General features: G+C 71.8%; 25 protein-coding genes and 1 pseudogene. 13 read left to right on the forward strand and 13 right to left on the reverse strand.

Annotation, left to right across the window (positions count from 1 at the left end):
- Positions 1-273: 273 nt before the first annotated feature.
- Positions 274-711, forward strand: coding sequence for a hypothetical protein (locus tag UW392_RS55860; RefSeq protein ID WP_320783167.1), 438 nt, complete (start codon positions 274-276; stop codon positions 709-711).
- Positions 712-1,181: 470 nt separating this feature from the next.
- On the opposite strand, the gene UW392_RS55865 is transcribed toward UW392_RS55860, so the two are convergent.
- From UW392_RS55865 to UW392_RS55880, 4 genes are all read right to left on the reverse strand, one after another.
- Positions 1,182-2,609: a HAMP domain-containing sensor histidine kinase gene (locus tag UW392_RS55865; RefSeq protein WP_320783168.1), complete on the reverse strand. Its 1,428-nt coding sequence runs from the start codon at positions 2,607-2,609 to the stop codon at positions 1,182-1,184.
- Positions 2,610-2,612: 3 nt separating this feature from the next.
- Positions 2,613-3,344, reverse strand: a complete 732-nt coding sequence (locus UW392_RS55870) for a response regulator transcription factor (protein ID WP_320783210.1) — start codon at positions 3,342-3,344, stop codon at positions 2,613-2,615.
- Between the two features lie 175 nt (positions 3,345-3,519).
- Positions 3,520-4,146, reverse strand: coding sequence for an FMN reductase (locus UW392_RS55875; RefSeq protein ID WP_320783169.1), 627 nt, complete (start codon positions 4,144-4,146; stop codon positions 3,520-3,522).
- Positions 4,143-5,255, reverse strand: coding sequence for an LLM class flavin-dependent oxidoreductase (locus UW392_RS55880; protein ID WP_320783170.1), 1,113 nt, complete (start codon positions 5,253-5,255; stop codon positions 4,143-4,145). The genes UW392_RS55875 and UW392_RS55880 overlap by 4 nt, the downstream gene beginning before the upstream one ends.
- A gap of 190 nt (positions 5,256-5,445) precedes the next feature.
- Here UW392_RS55880 and UW392_RS55885 point away from each other — a divergent pair, with 190 nt between their 5' ends.
- Both UW392_RS55885 and UW392_RS55890 read left to right on the forward strand, forming a co-directional pair.
- Positions 5,446-5,781, forward strand: a complete 336-nt coding sequence (locus UW392_RS55885) for a YnfA family protein (RefSeq protein ID WP_320783171.1) — start codon at positions 5,446-5,448, stop codon at positions 5,779-5,781.
- Positions 5,782-5,986: 205 nt separating this feature from the next.
- Positions 5,987-6,748, forward strand: coding sequence for an SDR family NAD(P)-dependent oxidoreductase (locus UW392_RS55890; RefSeq protein ID WP_320783172.1), 762 nt, complete (start codon positions 5,987-5,989; stop codon positions 6,746-6,748).
- A 25-nt stretch (positions 6,749-6,773) separates the two neighbouring features.
- Here the strand turns inward: UW392_RS55890 and UW392_RS55895 are convergent, their stop codons facing one another.
- Entirely contained in the window at positions 6,774-7,967 is a 1,194-nt protein-coding gene (locus UW392_RS55895) for an RtcB family protein (RefSeq protein ID WP_320783173.1), read from the reverse strand.
- Between the two features lie 217 nt (positions 7,968-8,184).
- Here UW392_RS55895 and UW392_RS55900 point away from each other — a divergent pair, with 217 nt between their 5' ends.
- The 3 genes from UW392_RS55900 (at position 8,185) to UW392_RS55910 (ending at position 11,456) form a co-directional block, all read left to right on the forward strand.
- Positions 8,185-9,066, forward strand: a complete 882-nt coding sequence (locus UW392_RS55900; protein ID WP_320783211.1) for a DUF3558 domain-containing protein — start codon at positions 8,185-8,187, stop codon at positions 9,064-9,066.
- Between the two features lie 117 nt (positions 9,067-9,183).
- Positions 9,184-10,023 (forward strand): DUF3558 family protein, encoded by an 840-nt coding sequence (locus tag UW392_RS55905; RefSeq protein ID WP_320783174.1) that lies wholly within the window; start codon positions 9,184-9,186, stop codon positions 10,021-10,023.
- A 137-nt stretch (positions 10,024-10,160) separates the two neighbouring features.
- Positions 10,161-11,456, forward strand: a complete 1,296-nt coding sequence (locus tag UW392_RS55910) for a DUF2637 domain-containing protein (RefSeq protein ID WP_320783175.1) — start codon at positions 10,161-10,163, stop codon at positions 11,454-11,456.
- A 106-nt stretch (positions 11,457-11,562) separates the two neighbouring features.
- Here UW392_RS55910 and lysS read toward each other — a convergent pair whose 3' ends face one another.
- On the reverse strand, positions 11,563-13,386 hold the full coding sequence (gene lysS / locus UW392_RS55915; protein WP_320783176.1) for a lysine--tRNA ligase: 1,824 nt from the start codon (positions 13,384-13,386) through the stop codon (positions 11,563-11,565).
- A 102-nt stretch (positions 13,387-13,488) separates the two neighbouring features.
- Between lysS and argS the strand changes: the two genes are divergently transcribed.
- Positions 13,489-15,249, forward strand: a complete 1,761-nt coding sequence (gene argS / locus UW392_RS55920) for an arginine--tRNA ligase (RefSeq protein ID WP_320783177.1) — start codon at positions 13,489-13,491, stop codon at positions 15,247-15,249.
- A gap of 75 nt (positions 15,250-15,324) precedes the next feature.
- Here the strand turns inward: argS and UW392_RS55925 are convergent, their stop codons facing one another.
- Together UW392_RS55925 and UW392_RS55930 are read right to left on the reverse strand one after the other, a co-directional pair.
- Complete coding sequence (locus UW392_RS55925; RefSeq protein WP_320783178.1) at positions 15,325-16,290, reverse strand: hypothetical protein; 966 nt, start codon at positions 16,288-16,290, stop codon at positions 15,325-15,327.
- A 112-nt stretch (positions 16,291-16,402) separates the two neighbouring features.
- A complete protein-coding gene (locus UW392_RS55930; RefSeq protein ID WP_320783179.1) occupies positions 16,403-16,837 on the reverse strand; it encodes a peptidoglycan-binding domain-containing protein in 435 nt (144 codons plus the stop codon).
- 213 nt (positions 16,838-17,050) lie between these two features.
- On the opposite strand from UW392_RS55930, the gene UW392_RS55935 reads away from it, so the two are divergent.
- From UW392_RS55935 to UW392_RS55945, 3 genes and pseudogenes are all read left to right on the forward strand, one after another.
- Positions 17,051-17,863, forward strand: coding sequence for a peptidoglycan-binding protein (locus UW392_RS55935; RefSeq protein ID WP_320783180.1), 813 nt, complete (start codon positions 17,051-17,053; stop codon positions 17,861-17,863).
- Positions 17,860-18,045: pseudogene (locus UW392_RS55940) on the forward strand (helix-turn-helix domain-containing protein); the annotation flags it as partial. The gene UW392_RS55935 and the pseudogene UW392_RS55940, both read left to right, overlap by 4 nt.
- Before the next feature lie 270 nt (positions 18,046-18,315).
- Positions 18,316-18,825 (forward strand): DUF2690 domain-containing protein, encoded by a 510-nt coding sequence (locus UW392_RS55945; RefSeq protein WP_320783212.1) that lies wholly within the window; start codon positions 18,316-18,318, stop codon positions 18,823-18,825.
- On the opposite strand, the gene UW392_RS55950 is transcribed toward UW392_RS55945, so the two are convergent.
- From UW392_RS55950 to UW392_RS55960, 3 genes are all read right to left on the reverse strand, one after another.
- Positions 18,782-20,071: a PLP-dependent aminotransferase family protein gene (locus UW392_RS55950; protein WP_414497575.1), complete on the reverse strand. Its 1,290-nt coding sequence runs from the start codon at positions 20,069-20,071 to the stop codon at positions 18,782-18,784. The two genes, UW392_RS55945 and UW392_RS55950, sit on opposite strands and share 44 nt — an antisense overlap.
- Positions 20,072-20,147: 76 nt before the next feature.
- Positions 20,148-21,050, reverse strand: a complete 903-nt coding sequence (locus tag UW392_RS55955) for an SAM-dependent methyltransferase (protein WP_320783214.1) — start codon at positions 21,048-21,050, stop codon at positions 20,148-20,150.
- A gap of 95 nt (positions 21,051-21,145) precedes the next feature.
- Entirely contained in the window at positions 21,146-22,486 is a 1,341-nt protein-coding gene (locus UW392_RS55960; protein ID WP_320783181.1) for a helix-turn-helix transcriptional regulator, read from the reverse strand.
- Between the two features lie 209 nt (positions 22,487-22,695).
- Here UW392_RS55960 and UW392_RS55965 point away from each other — a divergent pair, with 209 nt between their 5' ends.
- The gene (locus tag UW392_RS55965) at positions 22,696-23,376 is read left to right on the forward strand and encodes a DUF4232 domain-containing protein (RefSeq protein WP_320783182.1); all 681 of its coding nucleotides are present in this window, start codon (positions 22,696-22,698) and stop codon (positions 23,374-23,376) included.
- Between the two features lie 4 nt (positions 23,377-23,380).
- Here the strand turns inward: UW392_RS55965 and hemB are convergent, their stop codons facing one another.
- Both hemB and UW392_RS55975 read right to left on the reverse strand, forming a co-directional pair.
- On the reverse strand, positions 23,381-24,376 hold the full coding sequence (gene hemB / locus UW392_RS55970; RefSeq protein WP_320783183.1) for a porphobilinogen synthase: 996 nt from the start codon (positions 24,374-24,376) through the stop codon (positions 23,381-23,383).
- A 221-nt stretch (positions 24,377-24,597) separates the two neighbouring features.
- Positions 24,598-25,026, reverse strand: coding sequence for an ATP-binding protein (locus UW392_RS55975; RefSeq protein WP_320783184.1), 429 nt, complete (start codon positions 25,024-25,026; stop codon positions 24,598-24,600).
- A gap of 97 nt (positions 25,027-25,123) precedes the next feature.
- On the opposite strand from UW392_RS55975, the gene UW392_RS55980 reads away from it, so the two are divergent.
- Together UW392_RS55980 and UW392_RS55985 are read left to right on the forward strand one after the other, a co-directional pair.
- The gene (locus tag UW392_RS55980; RefSeq protein WP_320783185.1) at positions 25,124-25,966 is read left to right on the forward strand and encodes a helix-turn-helix transcriptional regulator; all 843 of its coding nucleotides are present in this window, start codon (positions 25,124-25,126) and stop codon (positions 25,964-25,966) included.
- Positions 25,963-26,166, forward strand: a complete 204-nt coding sequence (locus UW392_RS55985; protein ID WP_320783186.1) for a DUF397 domain-containing protein — start codon at positions 25,963-25,965, stop codon at positions 26,164-26,166. Before UW392_RS55980 ends, UW392_RS55985 begins: the two co-directional genes overlap by 4 nt.

Here is a 26,166-nt window from a genome sequence, read left to right on the forward strand (position 1 = left end):
GGGGGAGGTCACTGACACGATGATCGGGTTGCGCGGCTGGGGCCACGCGTCCTAGAAAAGCAGTCGGGTGGAGATATGCATCGCGGTGGCGGACTGGGCGAGGGGACCGACGACCTGGGTCCTCGACGCGCCCGGCGGGGAAGGCACCGACGCGAGGCGGAGGAAACGACCGAAGCACGTCAGTCGCACGAGGCCCACGGCGGGCCGAACGAACCCGACCGGCTCGACCGCGGGGTCGGCCGGCCCGGGGCCGGGAGCAGGAATGGTGGTCGGGTGGGGGTGACGTACAAGTACTTCGGCGCGCCCGACGGCGCGACCGCGGCCCGCGTCCCGATCTCCATGCGCCCCGAGGAACTCGGCGGCGACGAGCTGGGCATGAACGGCATGTTCACGAAGATCAAGCCGGAGACGATGGCGGCGATGGTCCTCACCGGCATCGAGGGCGTCCCCCTGCACCGCGTCCCCCCGCTGGAGCTGGTCGTCCTCCACCCCGACTACGCGGTCGTCAAACTCCCGATGACGGTCGTCGACCCCCTGCGCGGCATCGGCGAGGAGGCCGTCGGCGCGGCGGCGTTCATCTGGTCGACGGTCCCGGACCGGGGCGGCCCGCGGGACGCGTTCAACGTCTACCAACTGCTCCACGAGTGGCAGGACTTCAGCCACCGGCTGCACGAGGCGGGACATCAGGCGTACTGCCTGGTGTGGCCCTGAGCCACCCGCCGGGCGCGGTCAGCCGCCCTGGCCGGCGCACCGCCCCCGCAGCCGGGCCGTCAGCCACGGCGCGTACCGCCGGTACAGCTCCTCGAAGGTGCGCCGGTCACCGCGACGGTGCGGTCGGGGTCGCCGTCGATGGTGTGGTCCATCGCCGTGATCTCCAGCTCGTCGGTACGGCAGCCGTCGGCCCCGTCGGTGCCGCCCTCCGGGCCGGAGCCGCTGCCCCCGGCCGCCCCCTGCTCGCCGCCGTCCTGACCGGAGCCGCTGCCCGCTCCCGCGCCGCTGTCGTCGGCGGAGGAGGCGGTGGACGCGGCCGACGGGTCGCTCTGTGCCGACGTACCGCCGTCGTCGCCGTCTGCGCGCTCCCCTCGGCTCAGCGGGTGCCGGAAGCGAGCGGACGAGGCGACGAGGCAGGAGGGGACGAGGCAGGAGGGGACGAGTGGCCGAGGTGGCGAGCGGAGGAGGCGTTACGCCGGCCCCCGGCCTACCGTGAAGCCGATCACCGAACCCCCGCCCTCCCGCCGGTACGCGAACGGCGCCCCGTCGTGGGCCAGCGCCACCTCCCGCACGATCGACAGGCCCAGCCCCGAACCGGGCCGGGAGCGGGCGTCGGCGGCGCGGTAGAAGCGGTCGAAGACCCGGCTCAGATCGTCGGCGGAGATCCCCGGCCCCCGGTCCAGGACCTCCACGCGGACGGTGCCCGGCCGGGCCGGTCCCGCGACGACGAGTTCGATCGGGGCGACCCCGTCCGGGTCGAACTTCGCGGCGTTCTCGACCAGGTTCGACAGCGCCCGCGCCAGCATCGCGGGCCGCCCCTGCGTGGTGGTGTCGCCGCAGGTCCGCACCGTGATCTTCCGGCCGGTACGGCGCCGGGCCGGCCCCGCGGCGTCGTACGCGATCTCCGCGACGTCGACACGCTGCGGCGGCTCGGCGTCGGACTGCCCGGCGGCGAGGTCGACCAGCTCGTTGACCAGGTCGGTCAGTTCCCGGGCCTCCTGGCCGAGGTCGGCGACCAGTTCCTCGCGGGCCGCCGGGGGCAGTTCGTCGATCCGCCGCAGCAGGGAGATGTTGGTCCGGAGCGACGTCAGCGGGGTGCGCAGTTCGTGACCGGCGTCCTGGACCAGCCGGCGCTGGTCCTCCTCGGACTGGGCGAGGCGGCCCAGCATCCGGTCGAAGGCGCGGCCGAGCCGGCCCACCTCGTCGAGGCCGTTCACCGGCACCTGGATGCCGAGCCGCCGGGTGCGGGCGACGTTCTCGGCGGCCGAGGTCAGCGCCACCAGCCGCCAGGTGATGCGCCGGGCCAGCCACCAGCCGAACAGGCCCGCGAGAGCCACCACCACGGCCATCAGGATCAGCGACTGGCGCTGGAGGGACCGCAGCAGGTCCTCGGTGTCGCTGAACTCCTGCGCCACCTGCACCGCGCCCCGGCCGTCGCCCAGGGCGACGGTGGCGATGCGGAACACGTCGTCGCCGACGTCGATGTCGTCGTGCTCGACCATCCGCCCGGCGCGCGCCGCACCGGCCGTCTCCCGGTCCGTGCCGGTGACCGGCAGCCGGGGCTCGGACGGGTCGGTGACGGCCCCGTCCGACCCGAGGACCTGCACGTCCGTACGGGCCGGGCGGACGATGTCGTGGCCGGGCGCGGCGGACGAGAAGTCCTCGGGGGTCATCCGCTGCTGCCGTACCTCGTCCCGCAGGTCCTGCACGACCTGGTCGAAGACGGTCTCCTGGTCCACGCGGACCAGCCGGGCGGCGGCGTTGTACGACAGCACGCCGACGAGGACCGTGACGACGGCCGTCACCGTCGCGAACGACACGGCGAAGGTGGTGCGCAGCGACGTCAGCCGGGGCCGCCGCCCGGCCCCGGCCGGCCGCGGCGGTTCCTCCTGGGCCACGGCTCAGTTCTCCCGCAGCACGTAACCCACGCCGCGCACGGTCTGGATGAGCTGCGGCGCGTCCGGCTCGTCGAGCTTGCGGCGCAGGTAACCGACGTAGACGGCGAGGTTCTTGGAGCCGGGACCGAAGTCGTAGCCCCAGATCCGGTCGTAGATGGTGGCGTGGTCGAGGACGACGCCGGCGTTGCGGACCAGCAGTTCCAGCAGCTCGAACTCGGTCCTCGTCAGCTCCAGCTCCCGCTCGCCGCGCCAGGCGCGGCGGGCCTGCGGGTCCATGCGCAGGCCGAGCGCCTCGATGTGGCGCTCGGTTCCGTCCGGCCCGCTCCCGCCGGGGTTCGGGGACGGTACGGGTTCCTCCGCGTACCCCTTGGCCGGTGCGGCGCCCGTACGCCGGAGCAGCGCCCGCAGCCGGGCGAAGACCTCCTCGACGTCGAAAGGTTTGACGACGTAGTCGTCGGCGCCCGCGTCGAGGCCGGCGATCCGGTCGGCGGTCTCCACCAGCGCGGTCAGCATGAGGATGGGGGTCGCGTCCCCCTCGGCGCGCAGCGCCCGGCAGACCTGGAGGCCGTCGATGCCGGGCATCATCACGTCCAGGACCAGGACGTCCGGCCGGCCCCGGTGGGCCTGCGCCAGCGCCTCGGCGCCGTCGGCGACCGCGGTGACGCGGTAGCCCTCCAGGGTGAGGGCGCGCTCCAGGGCGTTGCGGATGGCGCGGTCGTCTTCGGCGAGCAGCAGTGTCGGGGGCGATGTCGGGGGCACGCGACCAGTCTGCCAAGTCCGCGCGCCCCCGGCCGCGCCCGTACGCCTTCTTACCGGGCTCTCACCCGGGCTCTCACCCGAGCCGGTGCCCGCTTTCACCCGGGCCGGTGCCCGCCGCGCCCGAGCCGGTGGCGCGTTGCCCGGTCGGCGCTCACTCGCCGCCGCGCAGCGCCGCCAGCCGCTCCTCGAACGGGACGACCTCCTCGAAGGAGTCCCGGCGGGGCCGCCGCGGGGCCGCCGACAGCCCCGCCATCAGCGCGGCCAGTTCCTCCCCGGCCCGCTCGACGCGCCCGTCGAGTCCGGCGGCGCCCCAGTCCTCGGAGGCGGCGAAGACACCGGTCGGGACGACGACCGCCTTCAGGTAGGCGAAGAGCGGCCGCAGCGCGTGGTCGAGGACCATGGAGTGCCGGGCGGTGCCGCCGGTCGCGGCGATCAGCACCGGCTTGCCGGTCAGCGCGTCGGCGTCGGTGACGCTCAGCGCGTCGAAGAAGGACTTGAACAGTCCGCTGTACGACGCCGAGAACGTCGGGGTGACGACGATCAGGCCGTCCGCCCCGGCCACCGCGTCGAACGCGTCCGCCAGTTCCTGCTCGGGGAACCCGCTGGTGAACGTGTGCGCGATCGGCACGGCGAGGTCGCGCAGCTCGATCACCTGGACGTCGGCCGGCTGCGGCTCGGGCGCGGTGGCCGCCGGCGCGGCGACCGCGGCCAGGCGGTCGCCGAGCAGCCGGGTGGAGGACGGGACACTCAGTCCCGCGGAGACGACGACGAGCTTCACGCGTCCGCTCCTTCCTTGGCTTCCTTGGTCTTGCCGTCTGCGGCGGCGGCCAGCAGGGACGCGTGGTTCGGCGCGTCCGGCACGTTCGCGGGGCGGTCCTTGGCGAATTCCTTCCGCAGCACCGGCACGACCTCCTCGCCGAGCAGGTCGAGCTGTTCCAGGACGGTCTTCAGCGGCAGACCGGCGTGGTCCATCAGGAAGAGCTGGCGCTGGTAGTCACCGGCGTAGTTCCGGAAGCTCAGCGTCTTCTCGATGACCTGCTGCGGGGAGCCGACGGTCAGCGGCGTCTGCGCGGTGAACTCCTCCAGGGAGGGCCCGTGCCCGTACACCGGCGCGACGTCGAAGTACGGCCGGAACTCCTTCACCGCGTCCTGGCTGTTCTTCCGCATGAACACCTGGCCGCCGAGGCCGACGATCGCCTGCTCCGGGGTGCCGTGCCCGTAGTGGGCGTAGCGGTTGCGGTACAGCTCGATCATCCGCTTGGTGTGGTCGGCCGGCCAGAAGATGTTGTTGTGGAAGAAGCCGTCGCCGTAGTACGCGGCCTGCTCGGCGATCTCCGGGGAGCGGATGGAGCCGTGCCAGACGAACGGCGCGACGCCGTCCAGCGGGCGCGGCGTGGACGTGAACTGCTGGAGCGGCGTACGGAACTTGCCCTGCCAGGTCACGACGTCCTCGCGCCACAGGCGGTGGAGCAGGGCGTAGTTCTCGATGGCGAGGTTGATGCCCTCGCGGATGTCCTTGCCGAACCAGGGGTAGACCGGGCCGGTGTTGCCGCGGCCCATCATCACGTCCACCCGGCCGTCGGCCAGGTGCTGGAGCATCGCGAAGTCCTCGGCGATCTTCACCGGGTCGTTCGTGGTGATCAGCGTGGTCGAGGTGGAGAGGATCAGCCGCTCGGTGCGGGCGGCGATGTAGCCGAGCATGGTCGTCGGGGAGGACGGCACGAAGGGCGGGTTGTGGTGCTCGCCGGTGGCGAAGACGTCGAGGCCGACCTCCTCGGCCTTCTGCGCGATGGCGACCATGGCCTTGATCCGCTCACGCTCGGTAGGCGTCCGGCCGGTGGTCGGGTCGGGGGTGACATCGCCGACGGTGAAGATGCCGAACTGCATGGTCGCTCAACCTCCAAGTTGTTGACCGTTCAACTATAGCGGTGAACGACTGAGCCCACGACGTTATTCCGCCACTCCCAGCATGGCCGACGGCCGCCGGTGGCCGCGCCCCCGAGCGCCCGGCGGCTTGCCCGAGCGTGCACGGCAGGCGCACGCTCCCGCGCGCGGCGGTGATGGGAAGCTGGGCGGCATGCTGATCATCCGCTCCGCCGCCCTGTTCGCCGTCGCCGCGCTGTTCGAGATCGGCGGCGCGTGGCTGGTCTGGCAGGGCGTACGGGAGAACCGCGGCTGGCTGTGGGCGGCGGGCGGCGTCCTGGCGCTCGGGGCGTACGGGTTCGTCGCGACGTTCCAGCCCGACGCGCACTTCGGCCGCATCCTCGCGGCGTACGGCGGCATCTTCGTGGCCGGCTCGATCGCGTGGGGGGCGGTGGCGGACGGCTACCGCCCCGACCGATGGGACATCGCGGGGGCGGTGGTCTGCCTCGCGGGCATGGCATTGATCATGTACGCGCCGCGGGGGGAGTGACCTGCGGTCGGGGCGCACTCAGCAGGTCGGGAGCGCGTGCGGCGGATCGAGGGCGCGCGTACAAGATCGCGCAGTTCCCCGCGCCCCTGAAAGGGGCGCGGGGAACTGCGCGAGCAACCACGACGCACCCGCACTCGGGGCCGAAGCGCACCCCTCCTATCCTGACGAAACCCCTGCCCGCCCACCCCTCCCAGGAGCCCCTCCCATGCCCACCCCCTCCAAGATCGCCGTCGTGACGGGCGCGAGCAGTGGGATCGGTGCCGCCACGGCCCGGCAGCTCGCCGCCGCCGGCTACCGCGTCGTCCTGACCGCCCGCCGCAAGGACCGCATCGAGGCCCTGGCCGAAGAGATCACCGCGGCCGGCCACTCGGCGACGGCGTACCCGCTCGACGTCACCGACCGCGCCGCCGTCGACGAGTTCGCCTCCGCCTTCAGGACGGTCGGCGTCCTCGTGAACAACGCGGGCGGCGCACTCGGCGCCGACCCCGTGGCCACCGGCGACCCCGCGGACTGGCGCCGTATGTACGAGACGAACGTCATCGGCACCCTCAACCTCACCCAGGCGCTCCTCCCCCGCCTGGAGGCGAGCGGCGACGGCACGATCGTGATCGTCTCCTCCACCGCCGGCCACGGCACCTACGAGGGCGGCGCGGGCTACGTCGCCGCCAAGCACGGCGAGCACGTCCTCGCCGAGACCCTCCGCCTGGAGATCGTCGGCCGCCCGGTCCGCGTCATCGAGATCGCCCCCGGCATGGTGAAGACGGACGAGTTCGCCCTGACCCGCTTCGGCGGCGACACGGAGAAGGCGGCCAAGGTCTACGAGGGCGTCGCCGAACCCCTGACCGCCGACGACGTCGCCGACACCATCACCTGGGCCGTCACCCGCCCGCCCCACGTCAACATCGACCTGATGCTGATCCGCCCCCGCGCCCAGGCGTCGAACACGAAGGTGCACCGCGAGGCATGAGCAGGCCGGGCGCGCGCGGCGGGCGTCAGCCCTTCACGCAGACGACCTGCTTCAGCTTCGCCACGACCTCCACGAGGTCCCGCTGCTGCTCGATGACCTGCTCGATCGGTTTGTACGCACCCGGGATCTCGTCCACGACGCCGGAGTCCTTGCGGCACTCCACGCCCCGCGTCTGCTCCTCCAGATCCGCGGTGGAGAACCGGCGCTTGGCCGCGTTGCGGCTCATGCGCCGGCCGGCGCCGTGGGAGGCGGAGTTGAAGGACGCCTCGTTCCCGAGGCCCTTCACGATGTACGACCCCGTGCCCATCGAGCCGGGGATGATCCCGTAGTCACCGCTGCCCGCGCGGATCGCGCCCTTGCGGGTCACCAGCAGGTCCATCCCCTGGTACCGCTCCTCGGCCACGTAGTTGTGGTGGCAGGAGATCTCGGACTCGAAGACCGGCTTGGCCTTCTTGAACTCCTTGCGGACCACGTCCTTCAGGAGCGCCATCATGATCGAGCGGTTGTGCTTGGCGTACTCCTGCGCCCAGAACAGGTCGTTGCGGTACGCCGCCATCTGCGGCGTGTCCGCCACGAAGACGGCGAGGTCCCGGTCGATCAGGCCCTGATTGTGCGGCAGCTTCTGCGCGACGCCGATGTGGTGCTCGGCCAGTTCCTTGCCGATGTTCCGCGAACCGGAGTGCAGCATCAGCCAGACAGAACCGTCCGAATCAGTACATACTTCGACGAAGTGGTTGCCCCCGCCGAGCGTCCCCATCTGCTTCCCCGCCCGCTCCTGGCGGAACCTGACCGCCTCGGCGACCCCGTCGAACCGGTCCCAGAAGCCGTCCCAGCCGCCCGTCGCGAAGCCGTGCAGCCGACCCGGGTCCACGGGGTCGTCGTGCATGCCCCGGCCCACCGGGATCGCCTGCTCGATCTTCGAGCGCAGGCGGGAGAGGTCGCCGGGGAGGTCGTTCGCCGTAAGGGACGTCTTCACCGCCGACATGCCGCAGCCGATGTCCACCCCCACCGCCGCCGGGCACACCGCACCCCGCATCGCGATCACGGACCCGACCGTCGCGCCCTTGCCGTAGTGCACGTCCGGCATGACGGCCAGCCCCTTGATCCAGGGCAGCGTCGCGACGTTCCACAGCTGCTGCATCGCACCGCCCTCGACCGTCGCCGGGTCGGCCCACATCCGGATCGGCACCTTCGCGCCCGGCACTTCCACGTACGACATAACGACCCCATTCCCGCGGAACCACAACAGAAAGAAGAAAGCGCAAAAACTGGAGCCAGTGCTAACGAAAGGGATATCGGACCGGCATCCGCGGCAGCGCGTGCGATAGACATTGTCTCCAGCAGGGCCCCCCGCGCGGCAAGCGATTAACCAGCGGGGACACTGGACCACCGGCCGCATGGACCGGCCGCACGCCCCCGTCGAGAGGAGCCTGACCGTGCAGCGGAAGGCGTACGTATCCGGCACCGCCGCCCTCCTCGCGGCACTGCTGGCCGGCTGCACCGGAGGTTCCGGCGACGGCACGACGGACGACTCCAACCCGGACGGTTCCGGCACCACCTCGGCCGCGGCCCAGCCCGGCAAGTACCGCACCCTCCCCGAGCCCTGCGGCGTCGTCGGCAAGGACTCCCTCGACTCCCTCCTGCCCGGCATCCGGCAGCTCACGGACGAGGAGCAGCGCGCCAAGGCGTACGAGGGCGAGGCCACGCCCGCCTACGACAACGACCGCAAGGTCGGCTGCCGCTGGAAGGTCGACTCGGTGGACGCCACCGACCACCTCTTCGTCGACTTCGAGCGCGTCGTGTCGTACGACAACGCGGTCAGCGACGACAGCCAGGCGGAGCAGCTCTTCGCGACCAAGGAGGAGGACGCCGACCTCCCCGAGCCGACCGTCTCCGAGACCAAGCCGGTCGAGGAGTCGGTGGAGGAGTCCGTCAGCGCCTCCGGCAGCGACACGCCCACCGGTTCTCCCTCCTCGCCCCCCTCCGGGTCCGCCGGTTCTGCCGGTTCCTCTTCCCCGTCGGACGCCGCGTCCGGTTCCGCCTCGCCCGGCACGACCCCCGGCGCCACCCCCACCGACCTGCAACCCCGCCTCCTCGACGGCCTCGGCGACGAGGCGTTCCTCGACGACGCGCTCAACGACTCGGGTTCGACGGCCAAGCGCCGCACGGTGACTGTGGCGTTTCGCACGTCGAACGTCATCGTGACCATCGAGTACACCGAGCAGTCGGCCACGGTCGGAACCGTCCCCGACAGCAAGGAAATGCAGGACAGGGCCCGGAAACTCGCCTCCCGGCTGGCCGATTCGCTCAGCGGCTGACGCCCGGCCGCCCGTTCCCGCGCGCGTTCGTGAAGCTTTCGAAGAGGGACCGCACGGTTTCGCCACCGCGTACCGTGGCCCACCGGACCCGTTCCGAACGCCAAGTACACAAGTCTCATGAGTGAAGGAACCATGGAGCGACGAGTGCAGCGAGACCAGCGTGACGACCGACAGGCACAGCGTCTGAGCCGCGTTCTTGTCGGCGCGGCCGTCGTCCCCGTGATGCTGGTCGCCGCCGGCTGCTCCTCCGACTCCGGCTCCGGCTCCGGCTCCGGCTCGGACGAGTCCAAGTCCGCGGGCAAGGACGCCTCCGCCTCTGCGTCGGCGAGCCCGTCCCCCACCGTGCAGGCGGCGGCGTACGCCGAACTGCCGGACCCCTGCAAGGTGCTGTCGAAGAAGACGCTGAAGGACCTGCTGCCCAAGGGCGACTCAGGCAAGGAGGGTTCGTCCTCCGACACCGAGACGCGCGGCAGCTGCTCCTGGGACAGCCTCGACAACAACGGGGTCAAGGGCTCACAGTTCCGCTGGCTGAACGTCTCGACGCTGCGCTTCGAGTCGGACACCGCGCGCGGCGCCGCCGACGACCTGGCGCACACGTACTACGAGAAGCAGATCAAGGACGCCCAGAACACCGACGGCGCGAAGAAGGTCAAGAGCGACCTGTTCGCCGGGGCGGGCGACGAGGCGGCACTCGTCCAGTACGAGCTGAAGAAGAAGGAAGGCACCTTCAAGCAGCAGACCGTCGTCGCCCGCGTCGAGAACGTCGTCGTCACCCTCGACTACAACGGCGCCGGCCTGGCCGGAGACGAGTCCCCGGACGCCAAGGGCCTGGTGACGGACGCGAAGAAGGCGGCCAAGGAGGTCGTGGCCGCGGTGTCGGCCGCCAACGGCGACGGCGCCTCCGCGAGCGCGTCCCCCTCCACGTCCCCCTCCGAGTCCTCCACCAAAAAGGACTGAGCAAGGACCGACGAAGGACCGATAAGAAGCACCGGCGAAGGACCCGCAACGGGCGCTTCCCGCACCGGCCACCCGCCCTCCCGCACACATGTGCCACCCTGTAGCGCGCAACAACAGGCAACGGGAGGGGAACACGGGTGGCCGCGCCACTTCAGCTGACACGGATGCACCGAATCCTCATCGGGGTCGTTGTCTTCGGTGCCGTCATCATCGCCGGCATCGGCTTCGCCGGCTCCTACGCGGCCGTGCTCGACCTGGCCATGGAGAAGGGCTTCGGGAAGTTCAGCTACGTCTTCCCGATCGGCATCGACGCCGGCATCTGCGTCCTGCTCGCCCTGGACCTGCTGCTGACCTGGATCCGCATCCCCTTCCCGCTGCTGCGGCAGACGGCGTGGGTGCTGACGGCCGCGACGATCGCGTTCAACGGCGCGGCGGCCTGGCCGGACCCGCTGGGCGTCGGCATGCACGCGGTGATCCCGATCCTGTTCGTGGTGGCCGTCGAGGCCGCCCGGCACGCCATCGGCCGCATCGCGGACATCACCGCCGACAAGCACATGGAGGGCGTCCGCCTCACCCGCTGGCTGCTCTCACCGGTCCCGACCTTCCTCCTGTGGCGCCGGATGAAGCTGTGGGAGCTGCGCTCCTACGACCAGGTCATCAAGCTGGAGCAGGAGCGCCTCGTCTACCAGGCCCGGCTCCGCTCCCGCTTCGGCCGTGCGTGGCGCCGCAAGGCCCCGGTCGAGTCCCTGATGCCGCTCCGCCTGGCCCGTTACGGCGTACCCCTCGCCGAGACGGCCCCCTCGGGCCTCGCCGCGGCGGGCATCGAACCGGCCCTGCTGCCCCCGGCGCCCGCGCGGCGACAGCAGCAGTCCGCGCAGACCCCGGCGGCACCGGCCGCCGAGCAGCGCCGTGAGCTGGCCGGTCCGGGCGGAGCGCCCGGACCGGCCGGACCTGCCGGCCCCGCGGAGCAGCAGCCGCCCGTGGCGGACGAGGACAGCCCCTGGTTCAAGGCCCCGCTCCAGAAGGACTACCAGGGCGGCTACGACCCGACCTACGACCCGGCCGAGCAGTACGCGCAGTGGTACGAGGAGCAGGAGCAGGCGGACGAGTACCGGGAGCAGTTCGAGGAGGAGCCGCCCCCGCTCGAACCCTCGCCGGAGGAGACCGGCAGCTTCCCGATCCCGGTGTCGCCGGGCCGCACCCGCGAGCTGGGCGACGGTGGCGGCAACCCGGCCGAGGAGCCGACCGAGGAGGACTACTACCAGGTCTTCAAGAAGTCGATCTCCGGCAGCGGTTACCCGACGGAGCGGGAGTTCGGCGAGAACGTCGAGGCCGAGTTCGGCGTCGGGATCGCCCCGGAAGAGGCCAAGCGCATGGTCAACCGCTTCACCAACCGCTACAACGCGGAGCTGGAGGAGGACCACATCGCCTGACCGCGGTGCCTGACCGCAACACGGCACGCCGCGCCGCGGCACGGACATGGAGAGGGGGGCCTCCGAGGAGGCCCCCCTCTCCGTACGGTCGCCACGGCCGGTCAGGTCACTCCCCGAGCAGCACCCGCACCCGCTCCTGCCCCACCGCGAGCAGCAGCGTGGGCAGCCGGGGCCCGGTGTCGCGGCCGACGAGCAGCTTGTAGAGCAGCGCGAAGAACGTCCGCTGGGCCGTCTTGATCTCCGGCGGCAGCTCCTTGGGCGTGGCGTCGGCGGAGAACCCGGCCTGGACCTTGGGCACGCCGTACACGAGGTGGGTGAGCCCGTCCAGGGACCAGTGGTCGGCGAGGCCGTCGAGCAGCAGCCGTACGGACCGCGCCGACGCCTCGTCGAGGGAGTCGAGCAGCTCGGTGTCGGGCTTCTCCCGGACGATGGTCCGCTGGTCGGCGGGGACGTGGGTGTTGATCCACGCCTCGGCCTTGTCGTACCGGGGCCGGGCCTCGTCCAGCGAGGTCAGCGGGTCGGCCGGGTCCAGCTCGCTGAGGATGCGCAGCGCCTGGTCGGCGTGGCCGGCGGTGATGTCGGCGACGGAGGCGAGGGTGCGGTACGGCAGCGGCCGGGGCGTGCGCGGCAGGTCACCGGCGGCGGTGCGCACCGCACGGCCGTGCGCGGAGACGTCGGCGGGCAGCGCGCTGCCGTCGGCCACCTTCGCGTCGAGGCGGTCCCACTCGTCGTAGAGCCGCTGGATCTCCTGGTCGAAGGCGATCTTGAAGGACTGGTTGGGGCGGCGGCGGGCGTAGAGCCAGCGCAGCAGCTGCGGCTCCATGATCTGGAGCGCGTCGCCGGGGGTCGGGACGCCGCCCTTGCTCGACGACATCTTCGCCATGCCGCTGATGCCGACGAAGGCGTACATCGGGCCGATGGGCTGCTTGCCGCCGAAGATGCCGACGATCTGACCGCCGACCTGGAACGACGACCCGGGCGAGGAGTGGTCGACGCCGCTGGGCTCGAAGATCACGCCCTCGTAGGCCCAGCGCATGGGCCAGTCGACCTTCCAGACCAGCTTGCCGCGGTTGAACTCGTTCAGCCGGACGGTCTCGGAGAAACCGCAGACCGTGCAGGAGTACGTCAGCTCGGTGGTGTCGTCGTCGTAGGCGGTGACGGTGGTGAGGTCCTTCTCGCAGTTGCCGCAGTACGGCTTGTACGGGAAGTACCCGGCGGAGCCGGAGCCGCCGTCGTCCTCGGACGCCGCGCCGGAGCCCTCCTCGGCCTCCAGCTCGGCCGCGTCGACGGCCTTCTGCTGGGGCTTCTTGCCGGGCTTCTGCTTGGTCCGGTACTGGTCGAGGATCGCGTCGATGTCCGCGCGGTGCCGCATGGCGTGCAGAACCTGCTCGCGGTACACGCCGGAGGTGTACTGGGCGGTCTGGCTGATGCCGTCGAACTCCACGCCCAGCTCGCCGAGGGCGGCGACCATCGCGGCCTTGAAGTGCTCGGCCCAGTTCGGGTACGCCGAGCCCTCCGGGGCCGGGACGGAGGTCAGCGGCTTGCCGATGTGCTCGGCCCAGGTGTCGTCGACGCCGGGGACGCCGGCCGGGACCTTGCGGTAGCGGTCGTAGTCGTCCCAGGAGATCAGGTGCCGGACCTCGTGGCCGCGGCGCCGGATCTCGTCGGCGACCAGGTGCGGGGTCATGACCTCGCGGAGGTTGCCCAGGTGGATGGGGCCGGACGGGGAGAGGCCGGAGGCGACGACGATCACCGGAGCGGTGGCGGCCGGCGTTTTCGCGCCGGGGGCTCGGCGCTCCGATTCGGCGATGACCTCGTCCGCGAAACGGGAGACCCAGTCGGAGGTCTCGGTGCTCTGAGCCACGATCGGCCGTCCTTCTCTCTGCACAGGCTGCACGCGTGTCCGCACGGGGTGCGCGCGGGGTGACATTCCATTCTCACAGACCGGGTCGCGCTCGGGAAAACCGCTTTACCCCCCGTGAGAGACTGGACGGGTCTATCGATCCCCACGAGGAGAACGGCACACCTACCTATGGCTTCGGTCACGTCCCTCAGCGACTCCGTCCAGCAGCAGCTCAGCGCCGCCCTCTCCGCCGTCCGGCCGGAGGCGGCCGGCGCGGACCCGCTGCTGCGACGTAGCGACCGGGCGGACTACCAGGCCAACGGCATCCTCGCGCTGGCCAAGAAGGCGAAGGCGAACCCGCGGGAGCTGGCCGCCGAGGTCGTCTCCCACATCACCACCGGTGAGCCGATCGCGGACGTCGAGGTCTCGGGTCCGGGCTTCTTGAACATCACGGTCGCCGACCGGGCGATCACCGAGAACCTCGCCGCGCGGTACGCGGACGGCGACCGGCTCGGCGTACCGCTCAAGGACGACCCGGGCACCACCGTCATCGACTACGCCCAGCCGAACGTGGCCAAGGAGATGCACGTCGGCCACCTGCGGTCGGCGGTGATCGGCGACGCGGTCCGCGCGATCCTGGAGTTCACCGGCGAGACGGTCGTCCGGCGCCACCACATCGGCGACTGGGGCACCCAGTTCGGCATGCTCATCCAGTACCTGGACGAGCACCCGCACGAGCTGGACCACAGCGCCGGTGAGGTCTCCGGTGAGGAGGCCATGTCCAACCTGGACCGCCTCTACAAGGCCGCGCGGGTGCTCTTCGACTCCGACGAGGAGTTCAGGACCAGGGCCCGGCGCCGGGTGGTCGACCTCCAGGCCGGGGACGAGCGCACCCTCGCCATGTGGCAGAAGTTCGTGGACGAGTCGAAGATCTACTTCTTCTCCGTCTTCGAGAAGCTGGACATGGAGGTCCGCGACGCGGACATCGTCGGCGAGTCCGGTTACAACGACATGCTCGCGGAGACCTGCCGCCTCCTGGAGGAGTCCGGCGTCGCCGTCCGCTCCGAGGGCGCGCTCTGCGTCTTCTTCGACGACATCAAGGGCCCCGACGGCAACCAGGTCCCGCTGATCGTGCAGAAGTCGGACGGCGGCTACGGCTACGCGGCCACCGACCTCTCCGCGATCCGCAACCGCGTCTTCGACCTGAAGGCGGACACCCTCCTGTACGTGGTGGACGCGCGGCAGTCCCTGCACTTCAAGATGGTCTTCGAGACCGCCCGCAAGGCCGGCTGGCTGAACGAGGACGTCCGCGCCCACCACCTCGCCTTCGGTACGGTCCTGGGCGCGGACGGCAAGCCGTTCAAGACCCGGTCGGGCGAGACGATCCGCCTGGTCGACCTCCTCGACGAGGCCGTCGACCGCGCCTCCGCCGTCGTCCGGGAGAAGGCGCAGGACCTCTCCGAGCAGGAGATCACCGAGCGCGGCACCCAGGTGGGCATCGGCGCGGTGAAGTACGCGGACCTGTCGACGTCGGCGAACCGGGACTACAAGTTCGACCTGGACCAGATGCTGTCGCTCAACGGCGACACGTCCGTCTACCTCCAGTACGCCTACGCCCGTATCCGCTCGATCCTCCGCAAGGCCGGCGAGGCCCGCCCCGCCGCCCACCCGGAGCTGACCCTGACCCCGGCCGAGCGCGCCCTCGGCCTGCACCTGGACTCCTTCGCGGAGACGGTGGCGGAGTCGGCGGCCGAGTACGCCCCGCACAAGCTGGCCGCGTACCTCTTCCAGCTCGCCTCGCTCTACACGTCCTTCTACGACAAGTGCCCGGTCCTGAAGGCGGACTCGCCGGAGCAGGTGGAGAACCGCCTGTTCCTCTGCGACGTCACGGCGAACACGCTGCACCGGGGCATGGAACTGCTGGGCATCCGGACGCCCGAGCGGCTCTGACCCTCCTGCCGGACTGCCGGACAGCCGGACGCGCCCGCCGAGCGGCCCTCTTGGCCGCTCGGCGGGCGCGGTGGCTCAGGCGTAGTACCGGATCGTCCCCCGCATCCCCGCCACACTGCTCCCGCAGTGCTGCTCGTACTTCGCGGCGAAGTTCGTGACGACACCCGCGTCGTCCCGGACCAGCTTCAGGACCGTCAGCGTGCCGGTGGTGTCGGAGCAGGCGCGGCCGTTGCCCGCGACGCTGAAGCCGGCCACGCCCTCGCCGTCGGTGTTGGCGATGGGGTAGGTCCGTCCCGCCTCGAACTGCTCACCGGTGGGCGGGGTCATGAGGGCGGAGTAGCTCTCGCGGTTGCCCTCGACGTTGTACTGCAGGCCCCGGCCGCCGGCCCAGGGCCGCAGCCCGAAGATGCTCGTCGCCCCGGTGTGCCGCCCGCTCGCGCCCCGGCCGACGAAGTCGTCGGGGTCGCTGTCGTAGCTGTAGGACAGCGGCAGGGCGTTGTACTTGACGACACCCTTCAGCGCCGGCGCGGTCGCGCTGTCGCAGCGCTGCGTGTAGGCGGCGTCGAGAACGGTGACCTTCCCCGCCTCGTCGGTCTCGATCTGGTTGACCGAGAACCGGCCGTAGACGTCGTCGCAGTAACGGCCCTCGCCCGAGACGTCCAGCCCCGGGGCGCGACCGGTGCGGAGCGGGGCGCTCTCGACGTCCCGGTAGACACCCGGGCGCAGTTCCTCCCCCTTCGGCGCGGCGAGCGTCACCTCCCACCAGGTGACGTCCCCCTCGCTCTCCGCCCAGACCCGCAGCCGGAGTTCCTCGGCGTCACCGATGACCGTGATCTCCGCCGTGCCGGACGTGTAGGCGGCCGTGCCGCCCTGCCCGACGGAGTCACCGGCCTCGCTGGTGTGGCTGTACTTCGTCACGGCGACCGGTTGCCCGCCGGCCGCCCGCGCGGGTACGGAACCGGCCGCGGTGAGCGCGATCGTCGCGGTCAGCCCGGCCAGTCCGCCGAGGACCGCGTGTCTCCATCCGGTGCGAGTACGCACGGGTGGTTCCCCCTCCGTGAGACGGGCGCCCCTGACGGAGCGCCCGAACTGGTGTGTCACAACGACCAGTTGGCTATCCCACGTTTCTTCACACAAACCTCTGGAGTCGCCCTCAGCACACGTCGCGGTACAGATTGGCGAATTTCGCGAACGCCGCCTGCGTCGCCGGCCCGGCGACCCCGTCGACGTCGAGGCCCGCCTTGAGGTTCACGTTCAGCATCCGCTGCAACCCCATGACCGTGTTGGGGCCGACGATCCCGTCGATGTCGTCGTTGTACCAGTTGTGGTCGCGGAAGAACCGCTGCGCCGCCTTCCAGCTGTCGGAGCCGAGCAGCCCGTCGATCGTGCCCACCCGGTAGCCAAGGCCGCGCAACGCGCACTGCCAGTCCTTGGCCTGCGCCTTGCTGAGCCCCAGGTTGACCACCGCCAGCGGCGCCACCTGCGCACTCCCCGACTGCTGGACCGCCGTGGGCGCCGCCACCGCCGCGCCCACCGGCCCACCGGCGGCGATCCCGACTGCCGCGGTGACACCGACCAACGCCTTCACGAGAACTCGCATACTGTTCCGTTTCCCTCCGTACGACGTGCACTGGCCGGAACGAGACTGCCGGTCCCCCGCACCGTGCGACCACGGCCGGCGTCGATGTGACGGCATCCCGGGACGTCCCACCCACTGACCTGCTGGGACGCGGGAGGCCGAGTCGCTACCGTGGGACGCACAGCAGCGTCCGGTGGGGCAGCAGCGTCCGGTGGGGGAGACATGTCGCGTTGGAAGTCACTGCCCGCCGAACTCCACCCGCGGATACGCGCCTTGATCGCGCGGCTGCGCGCGGCCAAGGACCGTGGCGGACTGAGCACGCGCCGACTCGCCGCCGAGACCGGCTACAGCGCCCGCTCGTGGCAGCGCTACCTGAACGGCGGGTCACTGCCGCCCGCAGCGGCCGTCGAGGCACTGGCCCGGGTCACCGGCGACGACCCGGTCCGGCTGCTGGCGCTGCGCGAGGCCGCCGCCGAGCACTGGACGCGGGGGCGGCCGCTCCCCGCCGGTCCTGACGCCCAGGACGACCCGGCGGTCCCGCCCCCGCCCCCGCCCACCGAGCGCTTCGTGTACGGGCGTTACCCGCGGGCCCTGGTCACCGCGGGAGCCGCGGCCCTGGTGCTCTCCGTCTCGCTGGCGCTCGTGCTGGCCGTACGGCTCGCCGACACCCGCGAGCAACTCGCGCACGCGCGCGCCGACACGGTCGCGGCGGCCCCGGCCACCGTGTCGGCGTCCCTCGTCCCGGTCGTCTACCCCTGCCGCCCACGACGCGACGCCGACGGCGACGGCACCTGGTACGCCGGACTGAGCCGCACCAGCACCGCCATCCTCGCGTACACCCACGTCGGACCCGAGGTGGCCGAGGCGCAGTGCCTGCTGCGCCGGACGGGCATCCCGCCGGGAGACATCGACGGTGTCTTCGGCCCGAAGACGCAGCGCGCGGTCGAGCGCGTCCAGCGGCGTGAAGGGCTGGTCGTGGACGGCGTCATCGGCCCGCACACCTGGAAGGCCCTGCGGGAGGCGGACGCCGAGTGAGCGCGGACCGGACACCGCCGCACACCCCCCTGGTCGCGGCGCTGCGGGAACTGAGAGCCCGCACGGGGCTGAGCCTGGCGGCGCTGGCGCAGCGGACGCCGTACAGCAAGTCCTCCTGGGAGCGTTATCTCAACGGCAGGACCCTGCCCCCTCGGGGGGCCGTCCAGGAGCTGTGCCGGATCGCGGACGAGCCCGGCGGACGGCTGCTGGCCCTCTGGGAGATCGCCGAGTCGGAGGCGAGCGGACGCGCGGCGGTCCTCGCCCCCGCCGACGCGGAGCCACCCCGACCAGCGACAGAACGACCCGCGACACCACGGCCAGCGACACCACGGCCAGCGACAGAACGACCAGCGACACCGCGACCGACGACACCACCGCCGCCCGCGCCGGGGCCGCCCTCGCCGGGGCCGCCCGCGCCGGAGCGTACGCGGGCTCGCCGCCGCACCCGGCTGATGACCGCACTGGCGGCGGCGTACGTCCTGCTCGCCGGCGGCATCGCCCTGGCGCTCCTCCTGCTGCCGGGCCGGGACCCGGCGGACGACGGTCCGCTGCCGGCCTCCGCCCCCGCCCCGTACTCCACCGGCCCGCAGTGCCGCGGCGCCGCCTGCGAGGGCCTGGACCCGCTCCGCCTGATCTGCGGTATCGACCCCGAGACCCTCACCACGTACCGCACCGCCACCGGAGCCCACGTCGAACTGCGCCACAGCGCCAAGTGCGGCGCGGCCTGGGCCCGGACGTGGGGCACCAGCACCGGCGACCGCCTCGACCTCACGGTGGCCGGTCCGACCCACACCGCGCGCGTCAGGAACGCGGACGACGCCGCCGCCTACGTCTACACCGCCATGGCCGCGGCCGGCCCCGGCTCCGCGGTCCGGGCCTGTTTCCGGTCCGCGTCGGCGGCCGGCGGACCGGAGTGCGTCACCGCCCGCGTCGCCCCCGCCCGGTCGCCCTCACCGCGGTAGCGGGCAGCAGGGCGGCCCCCAGCCGCCGCAGCCCCTCGCCGATCTCCTCCGGCGTCTGCGTCACGAAGCACAGCCGCATCGTCGACCGGTCCGGCGCACCGGCGTAAAAGGGGGCGCCGGGCACGTACGCCACGTCGTGCCGGACCACCTCCGGCAGCAGCTCCGCCGTGTCGTACGCCGCCGGCAGCCGGACCCACAGGAACATCCCGCCCTCCGGCCGCGTCCACCGCGACCCGGCGGGCAGCGCGTCCGCCAGCCCGGCGAGCATGGCGTCGCGGCGCTCCCGGTACGCTCCCGCGACCCGGCGGACGTGCGCGTCCAGATCCCGGTCGGCCAGGTAGCGGGCCGCGGCGAGCTGGTTGACGGTGGGGGTGTGCAGGTCGGCGGCCTGCTTGGCCACCGTGCAGGCCCGGCGCAGCGCGGCGGGTGCGCGCAGCCAGCCGAGCCGCAGCCCCGGCGCCATCACCTTGGAGAAGGAACCGAGCAGCACGGTCCGGTCCCGGGCCCCCTCCCGCGCGGCGATCCACGGCACCCGCTCGCCCTCGAACCGCAGTTCGCCGTACGGGTCGTCCTCGACGATCCACAGCCCGCACCGCCCCGCGACCTCGGCCACGGCGATCCGGCGCGCGGCGGACATGGTGCGTCCGGTCGGGTTCTGGAAGGTGGGGACGGTGTAGAACAGCTTGGGCCGTTCGCGTACGACCAGTTCCTCCAGCGCCCGCGGGTCGGGTCCGTCCCCGTCCCCGGGCACGGCGATCACCCGTGCCCCCGCCAGCCCGAACGCCTGGAGCGCCGCCAGATAGCAGGGGTCCTCGACCAGGACGGTGTCCCCGGGTTCGAGCAGGGCGGTGGCCAGCAGTGAAAGCGCCTGCTGGGAGCCGGTGGTGACGAGGAGGTCGTCCGCCTCCGTCGCCAGTCCGCGCGCGGTGGTGCGCTCCGCGAGCGCGGCGCGCAGCGCGGGTTCCCCCTCGGTGGTGGCGTACTGGAGGGCCTGTCCGGGCACCTCGGCGAGGACCGCCCGGTACGCGGCGGCGATCCCCTCGGCGTCGAACAGCTCCGGGGCCGGCAGCCCGCCCGCGAAGTTGATCACCTCGGGGCGGGCCGTGACGGCGAGGATGTCCCGTACCGGCGACCCCCCGGCCGACCGTACCCGCGCGGCGAGCGGGGGCACGGGGGCGGTCGGCACGGACACGGGGGCGGCGGGCACGGGGGCGGCGGGCACGGGGGCGGGCGCGGCAAGGGTCATGCCCGCACCCTAGGGAGACGCGTGCCCTCTACACCGGCATTTCCGGGATGCGGACGTCTTCCCGTGGGGCGGACGCTCAGCCCTTCCGCCCGACTCCGGCGTACACGTTGATGTCCGCGTCCGTCACATCGTTGATGTCCCGGTACCGGACCTTCTCGATGTCCTCCAGACCGGCCAGGTAGGCCGGCTCCGGCTGCTCGGGAACGGGCGCGGCGTCGTCCGCGCGCCAGTGGTGCACCGGCACGACGCCCGGCTCGACCGGCTCCAGCCCGTTCTCCGTGAAGAACCGCTCGACGTCCGCCTTCGACCGCAGTACGAACGTGAACCCCCGCTCGGTGTACGTCCGCTGCACCGCCCGGATGTTCTCCGGGTTGAGGTCCTCGGTGAGGTGGCTCAGGACGATCCGGCTCCCCGACGGCAGCGCGTCGATCAGCTCCCGCACGATCGGGTACGCCTCCTCGTCCTCCACGAAGTGCAGGATGGCGACCAGGCACAGCGCGATCGGCTGGTCGAAGTCGAGTGTCTTCGCCGCCTGTTCGAGGATGTGCGCCGGGTTCTTCAGGTCGGCGTCGATGTAGTCGGTCCGCCCCTCGGGCCCGCTGGTGAGCAGCGCGCGGGCGTGCGCGAGGACGACGGGGTCGTTGTCGACGTACACCACCCGCGACTCGGGCGCGGTGCGCTGGGCGATCTGGTGGACGTTCTCCGCGGTGGGCAGGCCGGTGCCGATGTCCAGGTACTGCCGGATGCCGTCCTCCCGGGACAGCGCGGTCACCGCGCGCCGCAGGAAGTCGCGGTTGTGCCGGACGTCCAGGTAGCCGCGCGGGTTGGCGGCGAGCCCGGCCGCCGCCGCGTTCCGGTCCGCGGGGTAGTGGTCCTTGCCGCCGAGGAAGACGTCGTAGACGCGGGCGGGGTGCGCCTTGCTGCTGTCGATCCTCCTCCGCAGCTCCGCGGGGTCCTGGCTGAGGGCGTCACCGGGCATGGCGTACTCCGAGATCTCACGATGGGTCACGAGGGCCGAGGGGGGTGCAATCACCTTACGCGGCACGCCTGTTGACCGTTCACCGACCCTTCGCCTCACCCCTTCGAGTACTGCTCCCACTTGTCGCCGCCCAGCGGGTAGCCGTAGTAGTCGGTCTGCCCGGCGCTGGTCCGGAACGGCGTCCCGCCGTTGTCGATCGTGACCGTGCCCTTGCGGGCCCCGCTGGACCAGTCCAGCTCCAGCTGCCAGCGCACGTCGTGCCCGCTGGTGTGCGCGGTGACGTAGAAGACCTCGGGGTCGCTCTCGCTCACCTTGTACGGGAAGCCCTTCTGCCCGTTGACGGGCGTGGCCAGCGGATTGCCGAGGTCCAGCGAGATGTCGAACGACTTCGTCCCGACGCCGCCTCCGCAGCCGACGCCCATCGCGTACTCGTCCCAGGTGAGCGGCGCGGCGCTGCCGACGACCCGGACGTGCAGCGCCTCCAGGACCACCGTCTCCTCGCCCGTCCCCTGCACGGTGAGGGCGACCTGCTGCCGGTCGGCGGCGACGGCACCGAGGGTCTTGAGCCAGCCGTTCGCGTCCTGCTGCGGGGGCGGCTCGGAGACGTTGCCAGGACTGCGGTCGATGAGGAAACTCTGCTCGCAGGGCACGTCCCAGTAGTACGGGGTGGTCTGCACGGTGACCGGGACGGCGCCGACGGCCGCACCGGCGCCGGCGGAGGCACCCCCGCCCTGGTCCGCCGTGGCCCGCGCGCTCGCCTCCTCCTTCTCCCCCTTCTTCGACTTCTCCGACTCCTCCGACGCGGTGGCGCTCGGGCTTCCGCTCGGGGACGCCGACGACGTGCCGGAGGCCGAGGGACCGACGGACCGTGCGTCGGGCGACCCGGTCGAGGAGACGGTCGCCCCGGCGGCGTCGGCGTCCTCCGGTCCGCCGTCCCCGTCCGGGAGCAGCGCGAACACGAGCGCCGCGGCGGCGACGAGGCCGGCACCGGTCCCGGCGTACACCGCGCGCCGGGACCGTTTCCCGGTTGCGGTGGCGGTGGGAGCGGGGGCATCTCCTACGACGGTGACGCCGGCGGACTCCTCGTCGGCCCCGGCGGGGAGAGCCTCATCCGCAGCCGCCTCCTCCGAAGCAGCCCCCTCCGAAGCAGTCCCCTCCGAAGCAGCCTCCGCCAAGACCGGCTGCTCCTCCTTCACCCCCCGCAGCGCGTCGGCCCGAATCCACCGCCGATGGAGTTCCAGAAGCTCCTCGGGGGTCGCCCGGCACAGGCGGGCCAGCCGTTCGACGGGGGCGAACTCCGTCGGTACGACCTCCCCCTTCACGTACCGGTGCAGCGTCGACGCGCTCATGTGCAGCCGCTTGCCGAGTGCCCCGTAACTGAGTCCGGACCGTTCCTTCAGCTCACGCAGAAGTCCCGCGAAATCGTCCGCCGCCACCGTTTCTCCCGCTCCCCTTGTCCCCGCACCGCATCCCAGACCAAGGACGTTCCTCCAGGTCAGGGTGGTTCCACCCGTCCCAGCGTCCCGCATGTTCCGCCATGGCTGGCGGCCGGGACGGACGCTGCCGCAGGCTGTGATCAGTCAAGCAGCCGCTCCCGGCAACGGTCGAAGCGGCGCACTCCCACCAGCCTGTGAAGGGGCTCATCATGTCCGCTCGCACCACCCGTGTCCGCCTGTTCGCCGCCACCACCGTCGCGCTGGCCGCGCTCTCCCTGACGGCATGCGAGGACGGAACGGCCACGGGCCTGCGTACGTCGTCCTCGTCCTCGTCCTCGTCCTCGTCGTCGGAGCAGCCGGCGGGGTCCACCACGGCGGAGACCGGCGGCAGCACGGCCGCCCCCGAGGAGGAGCCGTCGGCCGGCACGGACACGACCGGCGGCAAGGACGCGGCCGGCTCCACGGACGGTGATTCCTCGTCCGCCCCCGGCGACTGCTCCGCCTCGGACGTACGGATCACCGCGACCGAGGTCCCCCGCCCGATCAACCATCTCCTGCTGACGGCCACCAACACCGGCTCGCAGACCTGCGCCCTGCCGACGTACCCGGCGGCCCGGTTCGGCGAGGCGCAGTCCGTGCCGCCGGTGGTGGAGAACAGCAAGCCGCAGTCGCTGACGATGCTGGAGCCGGGCGGTGCCGGTTACGCGGGTGTGCTGCTCTCGTCGGGCGACGGCAGCGCCGACAACGGCACCACGGCGACGTCGCTGACGATCCCGTTCGACGACGGTTCCGTGGCCACGGTGACGCTGCCGTCGGACGGGGTGTACATCGACGACTCCCTGAAGGTCACCTACTGGCTGACCGACCAGGACACGGCCCTGACCTACTGACGGCTCACTGATGCAGGCCGCGGGCCACCTCGGTGGCCCAGTACGTGAGGATGTTGCGCGCACCGGCCCGCTTGATGCCGGTCAGCGCCTCCAGGATGGCCTGGTCCCGGTCGATCCAGCCCCGCTGGGCGGCGGCCTCGATCATCGAGTACTCGCCGGAGATCTGGTAGGCGGCGACCGGTACGTCGGAGACCTCCGCGACCTTCGCGAGGATGTCGAGGTAGGGCCCGGCCGGCTTGACCATCACCATGTCGGCGCCCTCCTCCAGGTCCAGCGCCAGCTCCCGCAGGGCGTCGCCGATGTTGGCACCGTCCTGCTGGTAGGTCTTGCGGTCCCCCTTCAGGGACGACCCCACGGCCTCACGGAACGGCCCGTAGAAGGCGGACGCGTACTTGACGGTGTAGGCGAGGATCGCGACGTCCTCCCGGCCGATCTGGTCGAGCGCGTCCCGGATGACCCCGATCTGCCCGTCCATCATCCCGCTGGGTCCGACGACGTGGGCGCCGGCGTCGGCCTGCACCTGGGCCATCTCGGCGTACCGCTCAAGGGTGGCGTCGTTGTCGACGCGCCCCTCGCTGTCCAGCACCCCGCAGTGCCCGTGATCGGTGAACTCGTCGAGACAGAGATCCGACATGACGAGCAACTCGTCCCCGACCTCGGCCCGTACGTCCGCGAGGGCGACCTGCAGAATCCCGTCGGGGTCGGTACCGGCGGACCCGAGGGCGTCCTTCTTCTCGTCCTCCGGCACGCCGAACAGCATGATCCCGGAGATTCCGGCCGCGACCGCCTCGGCGGCGGCCTTCTTCAGACTGTCCCGGGTGTGCTGCACGACCCCGGGCATCGCGTCGATCGGCACCGGCTCGCTCACGCCCTCGCGCACGAAGGCGGGGAGGATGAAGTCGGCGGGATGCAGCCGCGTCTCGGCGACCATCCGACGCATGACGGGAGTGGACCGCAGCCGCCGGGGCCGCGCACCGGGAAAGGAACCGTACGTCGACATACCGTCCACGCTACGCCCGCCCCGCCCATGCCTTTGCCGACGATCAGTCGGCCCGGCAGTCCCGGCACACCGATCCCTCGGGCGCGCGGATCGCCCGCCCGCAGTCGCCCGCGCAGTTCGTGAGGGGCAGCCTTCTGGGAGGCGGCTCGACGACCACCGAAAGCGCCCGCACCGCCGACGCCCGCTCCACCGGAGCCCGTGTTTCCGGGCTCCGGTGAGACTCACTGATCGCACACGCGATCGATCTCCGCCCATACGGTCTTGCACGGCACCGGCCCGCTGCTGACCCCCCACCGGTCCGCCAACTCCTCCACGAGCAGCAGCCCGTACCCGGACTCCGCGATGGCCTTCGGCCCCCGGACCGGCAGGCACTCCCCGCGCGTGTCGGTCACCTCGATGCGCAGGGCGCCGGACGCGGTGACGGACAGGTCGAGCCGGAAACCCCGTCCGGACACGTGCCCGTGCAGCGCGGCGTTGGCCGCCAGCTCGGCCACCACGAGGCGAGCGGGGTCCAAGGGCAGGCCCCATTGGCGCAGTTGCTCGACCGCGAGCAGCCTCGCGAGACGGGCGCCACGGCGGGTGGCGGAGAGGGGGACGGTGAAGTGCCGGGTACGGGTGATGTTTCGGTTCACGTCACAGAGAGTGTCCATACGTACGTACTCTGTGAAGGGCATCGCCCCGTGCGGACCAGGGCTGTCCAGATGGCGGCCGGTTCCGTCCGGAACGTACGGCGGGAGGGCTGTAGGCATGAGCGGCGAGTGGGACGCGGGTCCGGAGGACGACGAGGCCGCGGGCGTGATCAGGACGGTCGCCCGGCAATTGAAACTGTGGCGCGAGTCGGCCGGCCTCACCCAGCCGGAGTTCGGAGCGGCCATCGGGTACGGGGAGGAACTGGTCTCGTCCGTCGAACGGATGCGGCGGATTCCTCGTCCCGAGTATCTGGAGAAGGCGGACGAGGTCCTCAACGCGGGTGGCAAGATCGCGGCGCTGAAGAAGGATGTGGCGGAGGTCCGGTACCCGAAGAAGGTACGTGATCTGAAGCGCATCGAGACGGAAGCGGTTGAGCTGTGCGCTTACAACAACTCGGTCGTCCACGGGCTGTTGCAGACAGAGGAGTACGCCAGGGCTGTCTTCGACGCCCGTCGGCCAGCGCTGACCGAGGATGAAGTCCAGCAGCACGTCGCGGCCCGCATGGCGCGTCAGGAGGTCCTGGACCTACTGACCGGGCGGCGCGTTTTCAGCTTCGTTCAGTGTGAGTCGACGCTGCGCAGAAGCATCGGGGGCAGGATTGTGTTGCGACGACAGCTCGAACGGCTGTTGGAGGTGGGCCAGCGGCGTAACGTCGACCTCCAGGTCCTGCCACTTGACCGCGCGGAGAACTCGGGACTCGACGGTGCCTTCCGGCTCCTCAAGCTCGCTGACGGGAACACGGTCGCCTTCAGCGAGGCTCCACTCACCAGCCGAGTGACGACCGACCCCAAGGAAACGACGGCCCTCGACATCCGCTACGGAGCGATCCGGGCTCAAGCGCTGAGCCCTCACGAGTCGTTGGCCTTCATCGAGAAAGTACTGGGAGACAGCAGAACATGACGCTCACGACATCCGCAGCCGCCACCGCCCTGGAATGGATAAAAAGCAGCTACAGCACGTCTGACGGGCCGGACTGCGTCGAGGTGGCCGCCCTTCAACAGGTTGGGGTCCTGGTCCGTGACTCGAAGGACCCCCTCCGAGGCCACCTCACCCTCACTCCCGCCACCTGGGCGGCCTTCCTCCCCCACGCCTCCACCTGA

The organism is Streptomyces sp. CRN 30 (assembly GCF_034105845.1).

What these genes read in the sequence shown, in the direction of transcription:
- UW392_RS55975 (WP_320783184.1), bottom strand. Translation starts at nt 25,026, where the DNA reads ATGGACACTCTCTGTGACGTGAACCGAAACATCACCCGTACCCGGCAC.
- argS (WP_320783177.1), top strand. Translation starts at nt 13,489, where the DNA reads ATGGCTTCGGTCACGTCCCTCAGCGACTCCGTCCAGCAGCAGCTCAGC.
- UW392_RS55885 (WP_320783171.1), top strand. Translation starts at nt 5,446, where the DNA reads ATGCTGATCATCCGCTCCGCCGCCCTGTTCGCCGTCGCCGCGCTGTTC.
- UW392_RS55895 (WP_320783173.1), bottom strand. Translation starts at nt 7,967, where the DNA reads ATGTCGTACGTGGAAGTGCCGGGCGCGAAGGTGCCGATCCGGATGTGG.
- UW392_RS55955 (WP_320783214.1), bottom strand. Translation starts at nt 21,050, where the DNA reads ATGCCCGGTGACGCCCTCAGCCAGGACCCCGCGGAGCTGCGGAGGAGG.
- UW392_RS55905 (WP_320783174.1), top strand. Translation starts at nt 9,184, where the DNA reads ATGAGTGAAGGAACCATGGAGCGACGAGTGCAGCGAGACCAGCGTGAC.
- UW392_RS55880 (WP_320783170.1), bottom strand. Translation starts at nt 5,255, where the DNA reads ATGCAGTTCGGCATCTTCACCGTCGGCGATGTCACCCCCGACCCGACC.
- UW392_RS55980 (WP_320783185.1), top strand. Translation starts at nt 25,124, where the DNA reads ATGAGCGGCGAGTGGGACGCGGGTCCGGAGGACGACGAGGCCGCGGGC.
- UW392_RS55950 (WP_414497575.1), bottom strand. Translation starts at nt 20,071, where the DNA reads ATGACCCTTGCCGCGCCCGCCCCCGTGCCCGCCGCCCCCGTGCCCGCC.
- hemB (WP_320783183.1), bottom strand. Translation starts at nt 24,376, where the DNA reads ATGTCGACGTACGGTTCCTTTCCCGGTGCGCGGCCCCGGCGGCTGCGG.
- UW392_RS55965 (WP_320783182.1), top strand. Translation starts at nt 22,696, where the DNA reads ATGTCCGCTCGCACCACCCGTGTCCGCCTGTTCGCCGCCACCACCGTC.
- UW392_RS55945 (WP_320783212.1), top strand. Translation starts at nt 18,316, where the DNA reads ATGACCGCACTGGCGGCGGCGTACGTCCTGCTCGCCGGCGGCATCGCC.
- lysS (WP_320783176.1), bottom strand. Translation starts at nt 13,386, where the DNA reads ATGTCACCCCGCGCGCACCCCGTGCGGACACGCGTGCAGCCTGTGCAG.
- UW392_RS55935 (WP_320783180.1), top strand. Translation starts at nt 17,051, where the DNA reads ATGTCGCGTTGGAAGTCACTGCCCGCCGAACTCCACCCGCGGATACGC.
- UW392_RS55985 (WP_320783186.1), top strand. Translation starts at nt 25,963, where the DNA reads ATGACGCTCACGACATCCGCAGCCGCCACCGCCCTGGAATGGATAAAA.
- UW392_RS55890 (WP_320783172.1), top strand. Translation starts at nt 5,987, where the DNA reads ATGCCCACCCCCTCCAAGATCGCCGTCGTGACGGGCGCGAGCAGTGGG.